Source organism: Lentzea sp. HUAS TT2 (assembly GCF_051853195.1).
In the GTDB taxonomy this organism is placed as follows: domain Bacteria; phylum Actinomycetota; class Actinomycetes; order Mycobacteriales; family Pseudonocardiaceae; genus Lentzea.
The window spans coordinates 8,066,257-8,079,918 of the sequence record NZ_CP196667.1; the positions used below are offsets into that span (position 1 = coordinate 8,066,257).

A 13,662-nucleotide genomic window follows, 5' to 3' on the forward strand; every position below is an offset into this window, starting at 1 on the left:
TCAGCTCGCCAGCTGTTGCCGGTCGGGCGACGTCCCGGCGTGCGCTCTCGCGAGGACGAGCCAGCCGAGCGCGACGAGTCCCAGCAGCGGATAGGCGCCCACCGCGAGGAACTGGAAGAAGCCGAACTGCAACTCGCCTCCGGTGTAGCTGACCATCAGCCAGGGCACGGCGGTGAAGAAGACGCCGGCCACGAACGCGGCGGCACCGCCCAGCACCACGTCCCTGCTCGCCACCGCAGCGCTGACCAGCACCAGCAACGCGGGCAGCACCCACACCCAGTGGTAGGTCCAGGCAATCGGCGACACCAGCAACGGGATCAGGGCGTTGACCGACAGGGCGACGAGCGCACCGTCCTCGGGGCGCCGCAGGGCCTTGCGCATCGCCAGCACGGCGAGCACCACGACGACCGCGCTCGCCGCGTACACGACGAGGACGTGGATCGGTACCCAGTGGAAGCGGCCGAGCAGTCCGTGCAGCGACTGGTTGGGCGCCCACCACAACCCTCCGACCAGGTCGGTGGTCCTGGAGGTGTCGAACCCGACGCCGGTGAAGTAGGCGACGGAGTTCCCCGGTGCGAGGAGCAGACCCAGGCCGGTCAGCACGATCGCGGTCCCGGCGGCCACGAGTGCCGCACGGACGTCCTTGCGCAGCAAGAAGAACAGCACGAACACCGCGGGCAGCACCTTGATCGCCGCGGCGATCCCCACCAGCAGGCCGCGCGGCCACTTCGGGCTGTCGATCAGGCAATCCAGGCAGACCAGCGCCATCAGCACGAGGTTCACCTGGCCGAACGTGAGATCCTCGCGCACCGGGCCGAGCATGATCGCGAACGGCAGCACCGCCGCCGCGGTCAGCTTGGTGTCCAGCGACGGCCACCGCTGCGCGATCGCCTTCACGACCACCAGCACGACAGTCACGAGCGCCGCCAGCGACACGACCCACCAGGCCCCGATGGCGAGCCCACGAGGCAGGAACGTCAAGGGGGACAACAGGATCGCCGCGATCGGCGGGTACATGAACGGCAGCTTGAGCTCACCTGCCGCCGTCCGCAACGGCGGCAGGTCGTAGATGTCGCCACCGCCGCGCCACGCGAGCGAGGCGAGCCGGTAGACGTCGAGGTCGAGTGACCGGAAACGGTCGGTACCGATCACGAACGCCACCGCGGCCAGCGAGGCGATCACGGCCACGATGAATTTTCCGTTGCGGGACAACGGACACCACCTCCCACAGGCAACGGGAAGGTCCTAAGTGGATCAAATAGTACGAAGGAGATGGTCTCGGGACTAGGACTATCTTGCGTGACGGGCATCAGCTCGCGCGTTCGCTGACGCCGGCCCCCGCCCGCGTCCGGTAGGTCGACGGCGTCACGCCGTACCGCTTGCGGAACACGCGCTCGAAGTGGCTGAGATCGCGGTACCCCACCGCGTGGCAGATGCTGGTCACCGACATCTCCGTGGTGAGCAGCAGGGTGCTCGCGTTCTCCAGCCGCAACTCCGTCACGTGACCGATGAAGCCCGTGCCGGTGCGCGCCTTGAACACCCGGGAGAAGTGGTAGCGGCTGAGGTACGCGTGCCGCGCCACGTCGTCGAGGCAGAGATCGCTGTCGGTGAAGTTCTCCTGGATGAACGCGAGCGCGCGCCGCAACGGGTCGTCGTCGGGTTCCGGTTTCACCCGCGGCGACGGGATCGCGGCTTCCTGTTCAAGCGAGGCGCCGCGCTGCAGGCTCTGCGCGAACCACAGGAGTTCGCGGCAGAGTTCCCGGACCGCGCGTCCGAGGTCCGCTCCCGCGATCTCGTGGCCGTTCGCCCCCACCTGGAAGTCGGTGTGCTGGGCCACCACCTGGCACGGGATCGCGACGGCGTGCAGCGAGCGCACGACGATGCGGAGGTGGTCGACGGCCTGCGGGCTGCCGGAGCCTGCCGAGATCAGCGCGACCGGGCGGTTGCGCACGTCCTGGAGTTCGAGGTGGTCGAGGGCGTTCTTCAGCACACCCGAGTACGAGTTGTGGCACAGCGGCGTGAGCAGCACGAGCGCGTGCGCGCTCCGCACCGCGCATCGGAAGCTCTTCACGCGGTTGTCGTCCACGCCGGGCATCGGGATCCGATGTTCGGCGAGGTCCCAGACGGCGGTGTCGGCACCTGCGCCGTCGAGAGTTGTGGCGGCGAGGTGGGCGAGCGTTCTGGCACGAGACTGCCTGGACGTGCTCCCCGCGACGAGCAGCACCCTGGTTCCGGCACCCATCACGAATTCCTCACCGGCACAATAACCTTATCTGATAACAGGAATTCCACTTCACTCCCCCTTAGTGACAGCCTTCACCGGCGGCGCACGTGCACATCCACGCGACAGCGCACACATGATCTGCGCCCGCCCTACCCTGGCGATGTCGACTCCTGACGTGCAGAAGTCGAGAACACTTCCCCCAGTGACGCTCGCGTTCAGCACGAATGGAAGCGCCACGCCTCCAGAATATTGATCAAATTCAACGAGGTTATCTCAAGCCAAGGAAATATTAAACGGAATCTTCACTTTCATCTATGGGCGAATGGGGTAACTCGCTGACCCGAACGAACCAGCGACCTGCCCGAACACGTGCGCCACGGTCAGCAGTTCCGCGTCCTGGTGCGGCCGGGCGGTGAAGGAGACACCGACCGGCAGGCCGAACGGGGCGCCCGCGGGAACAGTGACGCTCGGATAGCCCGCGACCGCCGCGGGTGTCGAGCTCGACAGCGCCGGGTGGTCGCCGTTGACCAGGTCGATCATGCGCGCGGGCCCGGACGTCGGAGCAAGGAGGAAGTCGAGATCCATGCCGTCGAACACCGTCGTGAGCGACTGCTCGGCCGCCGTGCGCGCGTCCGTCCTGGCCTGCCGGCACCCGGCGGGGTCGTCCGGCGCCGCCGCGGCCCACTCGAAGATCTCCTGGCCGAAGTGCTCCAGTTCGGCCTCGGCGTGTGCCCTGTTGAAGGCGATGAGGCCGGTGAGGCTCTTCGGCCGGTCCCCCGGCACCTGCCGCAGGTAGGCATCGATCTGGGGCTCGAACTCGCACAGCAGGGCCGCGAACTCCAGCCCGCGCACGCGGTCGACCCCGGTGACGTCGGCGTTGTCGACGACCACCGCTCCCGCCTGCCGCAGGACCCGCACCGCGTTCTCCACCACCGCATCGGCCTCGCCGCTGATCCCGGTCAGCCCGGCCCGCCAGACGCCGATCCGTTTTCCTACCAGGGTGCCGCCGCCCGGCAGCCGTGCCGGGGTCCCCGTCAGCACGTCGAGGACGAGCGCGGCATCGGCCGCCGTGCGCGCGATCGGTCCGGCGACGTCCTGTTCCGAGGAGATCGGCACGAGGCCGTCGTTCGGCACCGTGCCGTGCGTGGGCTTGAGCCCGACCAGCCCCGTGGCCGCGCTGGGGCACACGATCGACCCGTCGGTCTCCGTGCCGACGGCAACCGGTGCGAAACCGGCGGCGACGGCAGCGGCCGACCCCGAGCTCGACCCGCACGGGCTGCGGCCGGGAGCGCGCGGATTTCCGGTCACACCACCGATCGCGCTCCAGGACGCCGACGACTGCGGCGAGCGGAAGTCGGCCCATTCAGCCAGGTTCGTCTTGCCCAGCAACACCGTGCCCGCGGCGCGCAACCTCGCGGCGACCGCCGAGTCCGGTCCGGCAGCGTTCTTCAGCGCGAGCGAGCCGGCGGTGGTCGGCATCTCGGTTCCGGTACCGATGTTGTCCTTCAGCAGCACGGGAATCCCGTCGAGCGGACCCCGCACCGCGCCCTCGGCACGGCGCACGTCGCTCTCCCGCGCCCTCGCGAGCGCACCGGGGTTCGTGGTGATCACGGCGCGCGGTCCGGTGCGGTCCTGCCGGGCTATGCGGTCGAGGTAGAGGCGCGTCAGGCGCACGGACGTCAGCCGTCCGGAGTCGAGCTCCCGCCGCAGGTCCGCGAGCGAAGCGCGGTCAACGTCGACCCCGCCGCCGGTGAGGCCCGCGGCTGGGGCGGACCCCGCGACGAGCAGCACCGCAATGACACCGGGCAGGACGCGTCGAAGCACCATGCCCTCGTCCTACCGGGTCGAAGGCCGCTGGTCACCGAATCTCGCCACGACGGCGCAACATCCCCCGCCGCTCCACCGCAACGCGGCACAGACCGCAAGATACGCATAGCTGCTCGGATCAGGGCCTCAATATCGTTCGGCCACTTGCCGCACTCCTCTGCCCCCTTCCGAGATGGACGGTGTTCCGCCATGCCGATCTCCGTTCGTGTTCCCGCCATCGCGGCGACGTTGCTGCTCCTCGCGGGGCAGTCGGCCGCGGCGGATCCTGGCCACCGCCACCGCGCGGAAGCGACTGGGCAGTTCGAGATCCACACCTGGGTCGACACTCCGCTGCGGGAGGTTCCCGGTGGTGTGCAGCTGAAGTCGACCGCGACGACCCAGACGTTCCGCGGCGGCCTCAGCGGCACCGGCGGTTCCGACTCGGTCGCGATGGTGCGCCCGGACGGCACGTCGCAGTTCACCGGCTACGTGCGGGTGACGGGCAGCATCGGCGGTCGCGACGGCAGCTTCCTGCTGGAGGTCCGCGGCGGCTTCGACGGCACGGCCGCGCGCAGCACCTGGAGCGTCGTGCCGGGCACCGGCACCGGCGGCCTCACCGGCCTGCGCGGCGAAGGCGGCCACGTGGCGACCTCGGACGCCTGGCCGTACGTGACCTACACGCTCTCCTACCGGTTCAAGTGAGGAGCGCGACGTGCGCTCGATGATCGCCGCAGCCTGTGCGCTGGTGCTCATGCTGCCCATGCCCGCCGCCCAGGCCTCGCACGACGGCGTACACCGCCATCTCGTGGCACTGCACGACATCGCCACGGCACACGGCGGCGCGCGCGTCTCGGGCGGGCCCGGCTACGACGCGTCCACCACCTATGTGTCCGACCAACTCCGCGCCGCCGGCTACGAGGTGGTCGTGCAGGAGTACGCGTTCCCGGTCTACTCCTCCAAACCCGAGCTGCGCGCGGGCGGCACGACCTACACCGCGGGTCGTGACTTCTCCACGATGCTGCACTCCCCCGGCGGCACGGTCCGCGCGCCCGTGACCGGCGTCGACCTGGTGCTGCCACCCGGCCCGGCACCGGACTCGTCCAGCAGCGGCTGCGAGGCCGCCGACTTCACCGGCTTCACCGTGGGACACGTCGCCCTGCTGCAGCGCGGAACCTGCAACTACCGGGTCAAGGCGCTCAACGCCCAGGCGGCGGGCGCGGCCGCGGTGATCGTCTTCAACGAGGGCCAGCCGGGCAGGGTGAGCCAGCTCTTCGGGAACCTCTCGTCGCCGGGCGTCTCGGTCCCCGTGCTGAGCGCCAGCTTCGAGGTCGGCGAACGGCTCGCGCGCGCCGGTTCCACGGCCCGGCTCGCTACCGGCCCGGTGACGACGGCGGGGCTCACCCGCAACCTCACCGCGCAAACCCGTTCGGGCACAACGGATGCGATCGTAGTGGCCGGCGCGCATCTCGACTCGGCACCTTCCTCGCCGGGCGTCAACGACAACGCCTCCGGTGCCGCGGCGCTGCTCGACCTGGCCGTGCGGATGAGCACCGCGCAACCCCGGCACGCCGTGCGGTTCGCCTGGTTCGGCAGCCACGCGGTGCATGCGTCCGGCGCGACGCACTACGCGTTCACCCTGCCCGCCGACGAGACCGCGCGCATCGCCGCGTATGTCGACGTCGACACCATCGGGTCGCGCAACCACATCGTGGGCGTGCAGGGGGACGCGCGGTCCGACCGGAAACGCGGTCCGGTAGCCGCTGTGCTCGACCGGTACTTCGACCGGCGGCACGCGCCGCACGAACACCTCGACGGCACACCCGCATCGGACGCCCGGCCGTTTGCCGACCTCGGCGTGCCGACCGCGACCCTCACGGCGGGCACCACCGGCACCAAGAGTTTCCGGCAGCAGATCCTCTACGGAGGGCACGCCGGCATGCCGTACGACCCGTGCCACGCCAGCACGTGCGACGGCCTGAACAACGTCGACCGCGGCGTGGTCCGGGTGCACGCGCGGGCGCTGGAGCACGCCGTGACCGAACTCGCCCACCGTCCGCCGGTCCGGCGATGACCTCCTACTCCAAGGGGTTCCGGACCCTGCCCCTGGAACGGCACGTCGAATCGTTGCCCGTGCGCGGCCGGATCCCCGACTGGCTCGACGGCACGCTGATCCGCAACGGGCCGGCGTGCTTCGAGGACTCCCGCCCCGCCCTCCGGCACTGGTTCGACGGGCTCGCCATGGTGCACGCGTTCACCTTCGACGGTGCGCGCGTCTCGTACCGCAACCGGTACCTCGACAGCAGCGCGCGCCGATCGGTTGCCACCACAGGAGTTCTGCGGCACGGCCAGTTCGCCACCGATCCGTGCGGCAGTTTCTTCGGCCGCGTCTTCTCCTCGTTCTTCCGGCGGGAGGAGGTGCCGAACGCCAACGTCAACATCGCGCGGATCGGCGGCAGGACTCTCGCGCTGACCGAGGTGCCGCTGGCGGTCCAGTTCGACCCGGCCACCCTGCGCACGGTCGGCGTCACGCCGCTCGGCGAGCGCGAGACGCGGCACGCGACAGCACACCCGCACGTCGACCCGGAGACCGGTGACGCGATCACGTTCGCGCTGAAGTTCGGCCGGCACAGCGAATACCGTGTTTACCGGCACGGTGACTCGCCGGAAGTGGTGTGTTCGATCCCGTGGCGGCTGCCGGGTTACGTGCACAGCTTCGCGGTCACCGCCCGGCACGTGGTGCTCGTGGTGTTCCCGTTCGTCGTCGACCCGCTTGCTCTCCTGCTGCGCCGCAAGCCGTTCATCGAGAACTACCGGTGGCGTCCCGAACTGGGGACGGGCATCGTCGTCGTCGAGACCAGGACCGGCCGTGTGGTCCGCAGGTGCACGACCGAGCCGTTCTTCGCCTTCCACCACGTCAACGCCTGGGACGAGGGCGACGACGTGGTCTTCGAGGTCAGCGCGTACGACGACGCCTCGGTGATCGACAGCCTCTACCTCGACCGGCTCACCGCACGCGGCTCCATCCCGCTCGCCCGCATTCGCCGCTACCGAGTGAGCCACGACGCAGTCACGTTCGCTCCGGTCGGATCGGCGTCACTGGAGCTACCGCGGATCAACTCCGCCGCGCACGCCCGTCCGCACTCCTACTGCTACGGCGTCGGTTCGCACGACGAGCACGGCGGCGACTTCCTCGACCAGTTGGTCAAGCTCGACGCCCGCACCGGCACCGCGACGACGTGGTACGAGCCTGGCCGGTATCCGGGCGAGGCCGTGTTCGTACCAGCACCGGACGGCACCGCGGAGGACTCCGGCGTGCTGCTGTCGGTCGTGCTGAATCCCGGCGACGACAACTCGTTCTTGCTCGTGCTCGACGCGTCGTCGTTGCGCGAGATCGCCCGCGTAGTGGTGCCGCACGCGATCCCGTTCGGTTTCCACGGCCTCTACACCACCTGAGAAGTCACAACATCCTGGAGTTCAGCGTGGCCATTCCGACCGAACCGATCGGCAGCATCCCCCGCCCCTCCTACCTGCTCGACGCCTTCGCCCGCGACGCAGGACCGGACGAACTCGAAGAGCTGGTGATCAAAGCCACCGCCGAGACCATCGCGAGGTTCGCGGAAACAGGATCGACGGTCATCACCGACGGCGAACAGGGCAAGCCCAGCTTCGTGACCTATCCACTCGCGGGCTTCGACAAGCTCGACCCCGACGGCGCGGTGATCCCGTTCGCCGACGGCCACACCCGCCGGCTGCCGCAGCTCACCGGCGGCCCGTTCCGCTACACCGGCCACGCGAACACCTACCTGCAAAAGGCGTTGGCGCACACCCATCTCGCGATCAAACAGCCGGTGATCGCGCCGTCCGCACTCAGCCTCATCTACCCCGCCGGCGGCATCGAGGGCTACTCGCGCGACGAGTTCGTCGCAGATCTCGCCAACGAGTGCGAGGCCGACATCCGCTCGTGCCTCGACGGCGGCGCCGCCTCGGTCCAACTCGACTTCACCGAGGGCAGGCTCGCGATCAAACTCGACTCCTCCAAAGAAGTGCTTCATCAGTTCGTGGCACTGAACAACCTCGTGCTCGACCGCTTTCCTCCCACCGAACGCCAGCGCATAGGCGTGCACACCTGTCCGGGCGGCGACCAGGACTCCACCCACAGCCTCGACGTCGACTACGCCGAACTGCTCCCGGACCTGTTCTCGCTCAACGTGGGCAGGTTCTACCTCCAGCTCGCCAGCGAACCTGACCATCGCCGCGTGCTGGAGCTGATCAAGGCCTGCACGCGCCCGGACCAGACCATCTTCATCGGCGTGATCGACCCGATCGACCCTCGTGTGGAGACGCCGGAGGAGGTCCGCGACCGCGTGCTCGAAGCGGCCGAGTACATCCCACCCGACCGCTTGGGCACCTGTGACGACTGCGGTTTCTCCCCGTTCGCTGACGACCGCTCGACCTCGCGCGACACGGCGTTCGCGAAAATTGCGGCGAGGGTCGAAGGCACCAGAATGGCCGCGGAGATCCTCGGCGTCTGACGTCCGGCAGCCGCACACTGCACGCCACGGGATGGGCGAACTCGTTAGCACTCAACACTCCGAGTCTGCGCAATGAACTCGTAGCACCGAGCAACGCCACCCGGTCGAGACCGTGCCGCCTCGTCGGGCAGCCCGTCGCCGAGATAGGGCCAGTGCTTTCACCAGTGCCCTGGTCGGGAGCATTCAGCCGGGGCGGGGGTCCGCAGAGCGTGCGCGACCTCGCCTGGGCGTCTTCGTGCTCTCAGTCCACACCCTCGATCTTTTTCGGGGATCCGATCGCGGTCTGGCTGCCGTCGACTCGGATCGTCCCGGCGGTGATGTACCCGGCCGTGGGTGTGGCGAGGAAACGAACGGCCGCGGCCACCTCCTCGGAACGCCCCATACGCTCCAGCGGGATGCGCTCGGCGACGCGGCGCGCCTGCGCGGGATCGGTGAAGGCGTCCTTGATCGGGGTGCGGATGAACCCAGGGTTGACGACGTTGACCGTGATCCGGTGCGGTGCAAGTTCCGCAGCGAGTTGACGGGTCGATGCGACGAGTTCGCCTTGCGAGGCGGTGTAGGCGGGATAGGCGTAGCCGGTCTCCCCCCGCGCACGAGCCGATGTTGATGATCCTTTTGGTCCCGTCCTCCGCACCGTCGAGTAAATGGGGTTTCGTGGCCTGGCACACCCGCAAAGCGCCGGTGAGGTTGAGGTCGAGCACCTTCACCCAGGTCTCGGCGTCGGTGTAGGTCAAACCGGTCCGGTGCAGCACCCCGTCGGCGTTGACCACAACGTCGAGCCGCCCACGCCACGCGATCACGTCCGCGACGGCCTGGTGCACGGCCCGCTCGTCGCGGATGTCCACGGTCAGGGCCAACGCTTTGCCACAACGCTTCGCAATGATTTCGGCGCCGCGCCCGTCGCGGTCCAGCACCGCGACGTCGAACCCGTCCTCGTGCAGCGCCACGCACGTCGCTGCGCCGATGCCGGACGCTCCGCCGGTGACCAATGCGACCCGTCGTTCCATCCCGGTCATACCTCCTGTGGGGCGCCAAAACTAGGCCAATGTTCTCACTGCATGTCAGGTTGCTGCTGCAGGTTCGTACTACTTGATCAGCCCACCGGGGACGCGCCGACGACGTACGGATCTACAACCTGGCCGTGCGATGAAGTGATCGGCTAGCGGCGGAGTCTGGCCCCGCGCCCTGTGTGGCCGTCGGTGGTTGTAGTGGGACACGTAGCGGTTCAGCACTGACGTCAGGTGATGCTCGTCCCGTTTCCAGCTTCGGCAGTAGACCCGACCTGCACACCGTGCCTCTCGTCGAGACCGCGCTGACCGGCTCCGAACCTTCACCGCCGACCACGCCCCGAACTCATCTGGCGCCGTACACGTGGGCACACTCGGACTTGCGGCCGCTCGACGTCACATGTTGGCACGTCTGGTCTCCCGCTTCCGGCAACGACTCGACGGAGCTCGACCAGTCCTTTCAGGCGCCGAGAGGAACGGGCTCGCGTGAGTCAACGACGTGTTCCAGGGCGCTGCCCGCTGCTGATCACGAGAGGCGGTCCGGCGAACGGCGGGCACTCGCTCCTCAGCGGACGCGCACGGAGTTCTTGTCGCTGAGTGAACCGGACGCTCGGTACAGGATTGCGTTGCCTCCGGTCGCGTAGATCGTGACGACTAGGTGGTCTTCTGCAGCCGGGCTGAGCCGGTCACCGTCGATGGCTTCGACCGTGAAGAGGTTCGTGGTGGTGGCACCGTCGACTGTCACTGAGGCGGCGCCCTTGAAGGTGGCGCGGGAGTCGTTGTCCTGGTCGATCACGAGCCACTCGAAGGAGTTCGCAGTCACGGTGAGGCGGTGGCAGTTGACGGGATTGGGGGTCGAGCACCGCGCTCCTGTCGCGTAGGTGAGGTGGAAGTCGTTGCGGGGGTCGAGAGTGCCGTTGCGGTAGTCGACGGTGAAGCCGTAGTCGGCGCTGTCGGTCTGGTTCCGCTGACTCAGGCCGGGCAAGACGTCGCCCGCGGCGAGGCTGGGCACCAGATCTTTCTTGTTCTTGCCCGTGACACCCGAACCCGTGGGGTCGACGACAACGAGCATGGTCGTGGTCGCCGCGCTCCAGTTGCCGGCCACGTCTCGGACGCGCACGCCGATGTCGTGCACTCCGGCGGGCAGCGTGGCACCGAGTGCCGTGGTCAGAACGCCGCCCGCGTGCGGTACCGGGATGGCGTTGCCCACGCCAGGATCGGCGCCAAGGAAGTACTCGCCTCTGTCCACTCCGGACAGCGTGTCGGTGACGGCAGCCGTGAGCGTCGATCCAGCGCTGATCGCTACCGGGTTCGTGCTCCACATCAGCGTGGACACCGCCGGCGGTGTGCGGTCGATCGAGACGCGGTGTTCGCCGGGGGCGCAGTTCGCCGCCGGGTCGCACGACTCTGGAGAGGACACAAGTTGATCGCGGCCTTCCAACTGCACCAGGGTCGCCGCGGGAATGGAAGGCGGACCTGACGAAGGCATCGGATCCGTGCTCGACCAGGTGATGGTGACGGGGGCGTTGTACCAGTCGGCGACAGCCTGTCGGTCTGGCGTGGCGGTGACGACCGGTGTGACTCGGTCGAGCACGACAGTGGTCGCGGCCGAGACAGGTCCGGTGCCAGCGCTGTTCGCTGCGGAGACCGTGTACGCGTGCGTGCCGTCTGCCGCTGTGCTGTCGGTAAATGCCGTTTCTGTAGTGGTGCCGAGAAAAACGCCGTCGCGGTTCACGACGTAGTGCGTCGCGTTCGTCGCCGCGCGCCACGAGAGCGCCGGCGCGGTATTGGTCGGACTCACGGCGGTCAACCCGGTGACGATGGCGGGTACCGGTGACTGTTGCTGGAAGACGATGGTGAGAGCACCCGCGTTGGTGTCGACCGCAGTGGTGTTGCACTCGTTGAACGTCGCGAGCGTCACACAGATCTCACCTGATGCGAAGGTCAGGCCGCGGAACGTGGTGGTGGAGAAGGTGCCCTGGGCATTGGTCTGATCTTCGGCGGTGGATTCACCGCTGAACGTCAGCGGTTCGCCGGGAACGAGCGGGAAGCCCTCGGGGAAGCGTCCACGCATGGTGATCCTCGCACCAGGGATTCCGGCACCCTGGACGTCCTTGACGGTCACCGTGGCGCTGGTGGTGGCAGGCAGACGCACCTCCTTGGTCATGTCCCCGCTCAGCGGGATTCCGGGGTGCTGGAACCGGAAGAAGCCAGGCAGATCGGGAACGCCGAGGGGGCCCATCGCGCCGCCGCCGTTGACGCTGAGCGAGTAGGTGCCGGGGTCCTTCGTGATGCTGAAGAATCCGCCGCTGTTGGTTTGCACGGATGCGCCGTAGACCACGTTCGCGTTGGATACTGCGACACCAGCTGCGTCACGCACGGTGCCGGAGAGCGTGTAGGTGGGTGTCGGCGGTTGCTGGGTGAGTGTGAGGCTGGTGTCGCCGGATGCGGTGATCTTGGGGCCGTTGCACACCTGGCTCGGGCTCACCGGGAATCTCGCGCAGATTCCGTTGCCAGCGGCCAATTCGGTGCCGCGGAACACAGTGAAGCGCACGGTACCGGTCGAGTCCGTCCGCAGACTGCTCGTTTCACCGGACTGCACCGCCTGGTGCCCCAGGCCGAGCAGCGGGTGGTCTGTGAGTGTGCCGGTGAAGTCGATCGGGATGTTCGCCGCAGGTGCGCCGGTCGCGCCGGTCACCTGCACGGTGACTGTGACGGTCGGCGGCAGGTTCACATCGGCGACTAGGTCGCTGGTCGTCAGATCGATCGCGTCGGACGGGCCCGAGAACGTGAAGAACTCGGGCAGCCCTGGAACCTTCAGCGGACCGGTGCCGCGGCTGCCACCTCGCACGGTGAGCCCGTACTCCGCCGGTGACCTGGTGATTGCGAACCGGCCGTCGGCGGGCGTGATGGCCGACCCGGAGCCTGCCGACACGACGATGTTGGGAACGGGTGCACCGGTCGCGGTGCGCACGGTTCCAGAGAACGTGTGGCTCGGCGGCGTGGGCTGGGTCAGCGTCACCGACACAGGGCCGTTGTCCGTGGTGACCACTGACGTGTTGCAGTAGGTGTCGACGAAACCGGGGACGGCGCGGACGCAGATGCTGCCGGCGGGATAGGTGACCCCAGTGAACGCCTGCAACCGGGCGAGCCCATTCGCCTGCGTGGTCGCCTCGGATCCAGTGCTGTCGAGGCGGTAGGCCGGTGGGGCGTCGACCACGAAGGCGAAGCTCGTTCCTGGCGAGGACGCTCCTGTCGCGCCAACCGGCTTTCCGCCGACCGGGTTGCCCGTCGTGTCGAGCACGGTCACGTCGAGGGTGGTGGTCGGCGGCATCCGGAGGTTGCGCGTGACGTCCTGTGCGGTGAGGTCGAACACTGGTGCGTTCGGTCCTGCCGAGATCACCGCGCCGTAGGGATAAGCCGGTACCCCGGCGACCATCAGCGCGAACAAGCCCGAGGTCGCGGACAGGTTCTGGTAGCTGCCGACCGGGACGTCGACGCCGAACCCGCCGGGCACGCCCACATTGGCATTCGACCTGATGCCACCCAGCGAAACCCGGAGGTTCTGCACCGCAAGACCCTCGTGCGTGGTGACCACACCGCTGAACCTGTGCGTCTCGGGCGTGGTGGGAGCGGCTACGAGCTGCACGTTGATCGTGAGATCACCGAGGACCTGCACGTCGCGTTGGACGACCGGGGTTAGTCCGTTGTCCACAGGTGGCTCGAATCGGAAGTCGAAGACGCCGGTGTCGGCGGCGAGTGTGAACCGGCCATCGGATCCCGTGAACGCGGGACCACTTCGAACGGACGTCGTACCTGGATCGAGAGCGGTCACCGATACGTCCGGTACGGGGACACCGCTCTGGGAGGTGACGATGCCGGAAACGACGGCGGACGAAGCTGCGGCCGAAGGCATCGCGGACGCCAGGACGAGTGCCGTCACATAGAGCACGGCGCTGACAACGACATGGAACCGCGGCATCGCGATCGCCTTCTCTCGTACCCGAACCGTGTCCGCCATATCGCGAGCTTGGTGGGCAACGTGACGGGGCGAATCGGGAATCCCTCAGGTGGACCAGCGCCATCGGCTATC

The 13,662-nt window shown here is 68.4% G+C and carries 8 protein-coding genes and 1 pseudogene; 4 read left to right on the forward strand and 5 right to left on the reverse strand.

Going from position 1 to position 13,662, the window contains the following annotated elements:
- The 3 genes from ACSHWB_RS38500 to ACSHWB_RS38510 form a co-directional block, all read right to left on the reverse strand.
- Positions 1–1,212 (reverse strand): glycosyltransferase 87 family protein, encoded by a 1,212-nt coding sequence (locus tag ACSHWB_RS38500; RefSeq protein WP_439658243.1) that lies wholly within the window; start codon positions 1,210–1,212, stop codon positions 1–3.
- Between the two features lie 97 nt (positions 1,213–1,309).
- Positions 1,310–2,242 (reverse strand): NAD(P)H-dependent oxidoreductase, encoded by a 933-nt coding sequence (locus ACSHWB_RS38505; protein ID WP_439658244.1) that lies wholly within the window; start codon positions 2,240–2,242, stop codon positions 1,310–1,312.
- A 294-nt stretch (positions 2,243–2,536) separates the two neighbouring features.
- The gene (locus tag ACSHWB_RS38510) at positions 2,537–4,051 is read right to left on the reverse strand and encodes an amidase family protein (protein ID WP_439658245.1); all 1,515 of its coding nucleotides are present in this window, start codon (positions 4,049–4,051) and stop codon (positions 2,537–2,539) included.
- Positions 4,052–4,240: 189 nt separating this feature from the next.
- Between ACSHWB_RS38510 and ACSHWB_RS38515 the strand changes: the two genes are divergently transcribed.
- The 4 genes from ACSHWB_RS38515 to ACSHWB_RS38530 are packed head-to-tail and all read left to right on the forward strand — an operon-like array spanning position 4,241 to position 8,562.
- The gene (locus tag ACSHWB_RS38515; RefSeq protein WP_439658246.1) at positions 4,241–4,732 is read left to right on the forward strand and encodes a DUF3224 domain-containing protein; all 492 of its coding nucleotides are present in this window, start codon (positions 4,241–4,243) and stop codon (positions 4,730–4,732) included.
- A 19-nt stretch (positions 4,733–4,751) separates the two neighbouring features.
- Complete coding sequence (locus ACSHWB_RS38520; RefSeq protein ID WP_439664744.1) at positions 4,752–6,101, forward strand: M28 family peptidase; 1,350 nt, start codon at positions 4,752–4,754, stop codon at positions 6,099–6,101.
- Entirely contained in the window at positions 6,098–7,483 is a 1,386-nt protein-coding gene (locus ACSHWB_RS38525) for a carotenoid oxygenase family protein (protein ID WP_439658247.1), read from the forward strand. Before ACSHWB_RS38520 ends, ACSHWB_RS38525 begins: the two co-directional genes overlap by 4 nt.
- A gap of 26 nt (positions 7,484–7,509) precedes the next feature.
- Positions 7,510–8,562, forward strand: a complete 1,053-nt coding sequence (locus tag ACSHWB_RS38530) for a cobalamin-independent methionine synthase II family protein (RefSeq protein WP_439658248.1) — start codon at positions 7,510–7,512, stop codon at positions 8,560–8,562.
- 241 nt (positions 8,563–8,803) lie between these two features.
- Here ACSHWB_RS38530 and ACSHWB_RS38535 read toward each other — a convergent pair.
- Both ACSHWB_RS38535 and ACSHWB_RS38540 read right to left on the reverse strand, forming a co-directional pair.
- A pseudogene (locus tag ACSHWB_RS38535) lies at positions 8,804–9,578 on the reverse strand (SDR family NAD(P)-dependent oxidoreductase).
- Positions 9,579–10,134: 556 nt separating this feature from the next.
- Positions 10,135–13,590 (reverse strand): hypothetical protein, encoded by a 3,456-nt coding sequence (locus ACSHWB_RS38540; RefSeq protein WP_439658249.1) that lies wholly within the window; start codon positions 13,588–13,590, stop codon positions 10,135–10,137.
- Positions 13,591–13,662 lie beyond the last annotated feature (72 nt).

Bases quoted from the DNA above. Each gene is read 5' to 3' on its own strand.
- ACSHWB_RS38505 (WP_439658244.1), bottom strand. From the start codon at position 2,242: ATGGGTGCCGGAACCAGGGTGCTGCTCGTCGCGGGGAGCACGTCCAGG.
- ACSHWB_RS38510 (WP_439658245.1), bottom strand. From the start codon at position 4,051: ATGGTGCTTCGACGCGTCCTGCCCGGTGTCATTGCGGTGCTGCTCGTC.
- ACSHWB_RS38515 (WP_439658246.1), top strand. From the start codon at position 4,241: ATGCCGATCTCCGTTCGTGTTCCCGCCATCGCGGCGACGTTGCTGCTC.
- ACSHWB_RS38520 (WP_439664744.1), top strand. From the start codon at position 4,752: ATGATCGCCGCAGCCTGTGCGCTGGTGCTCATGCTGCCCATGCCCGCC.
- ACSHWB_RS38525 (WP_439658247.1), top strand. From the start codon at position 6,098: ATGACCTCCTACTCCAAGGGGTTCCGGACCCTGCCCCTGGAACGGCAC.
- ACSHWB_RS38540 (WP_439658249.1), bottom strand. From the start codon at position 13,590: ATGGCGGACACGGTTCGGGTACGAGAGAAGGCGATCGCGATGCCGCGG.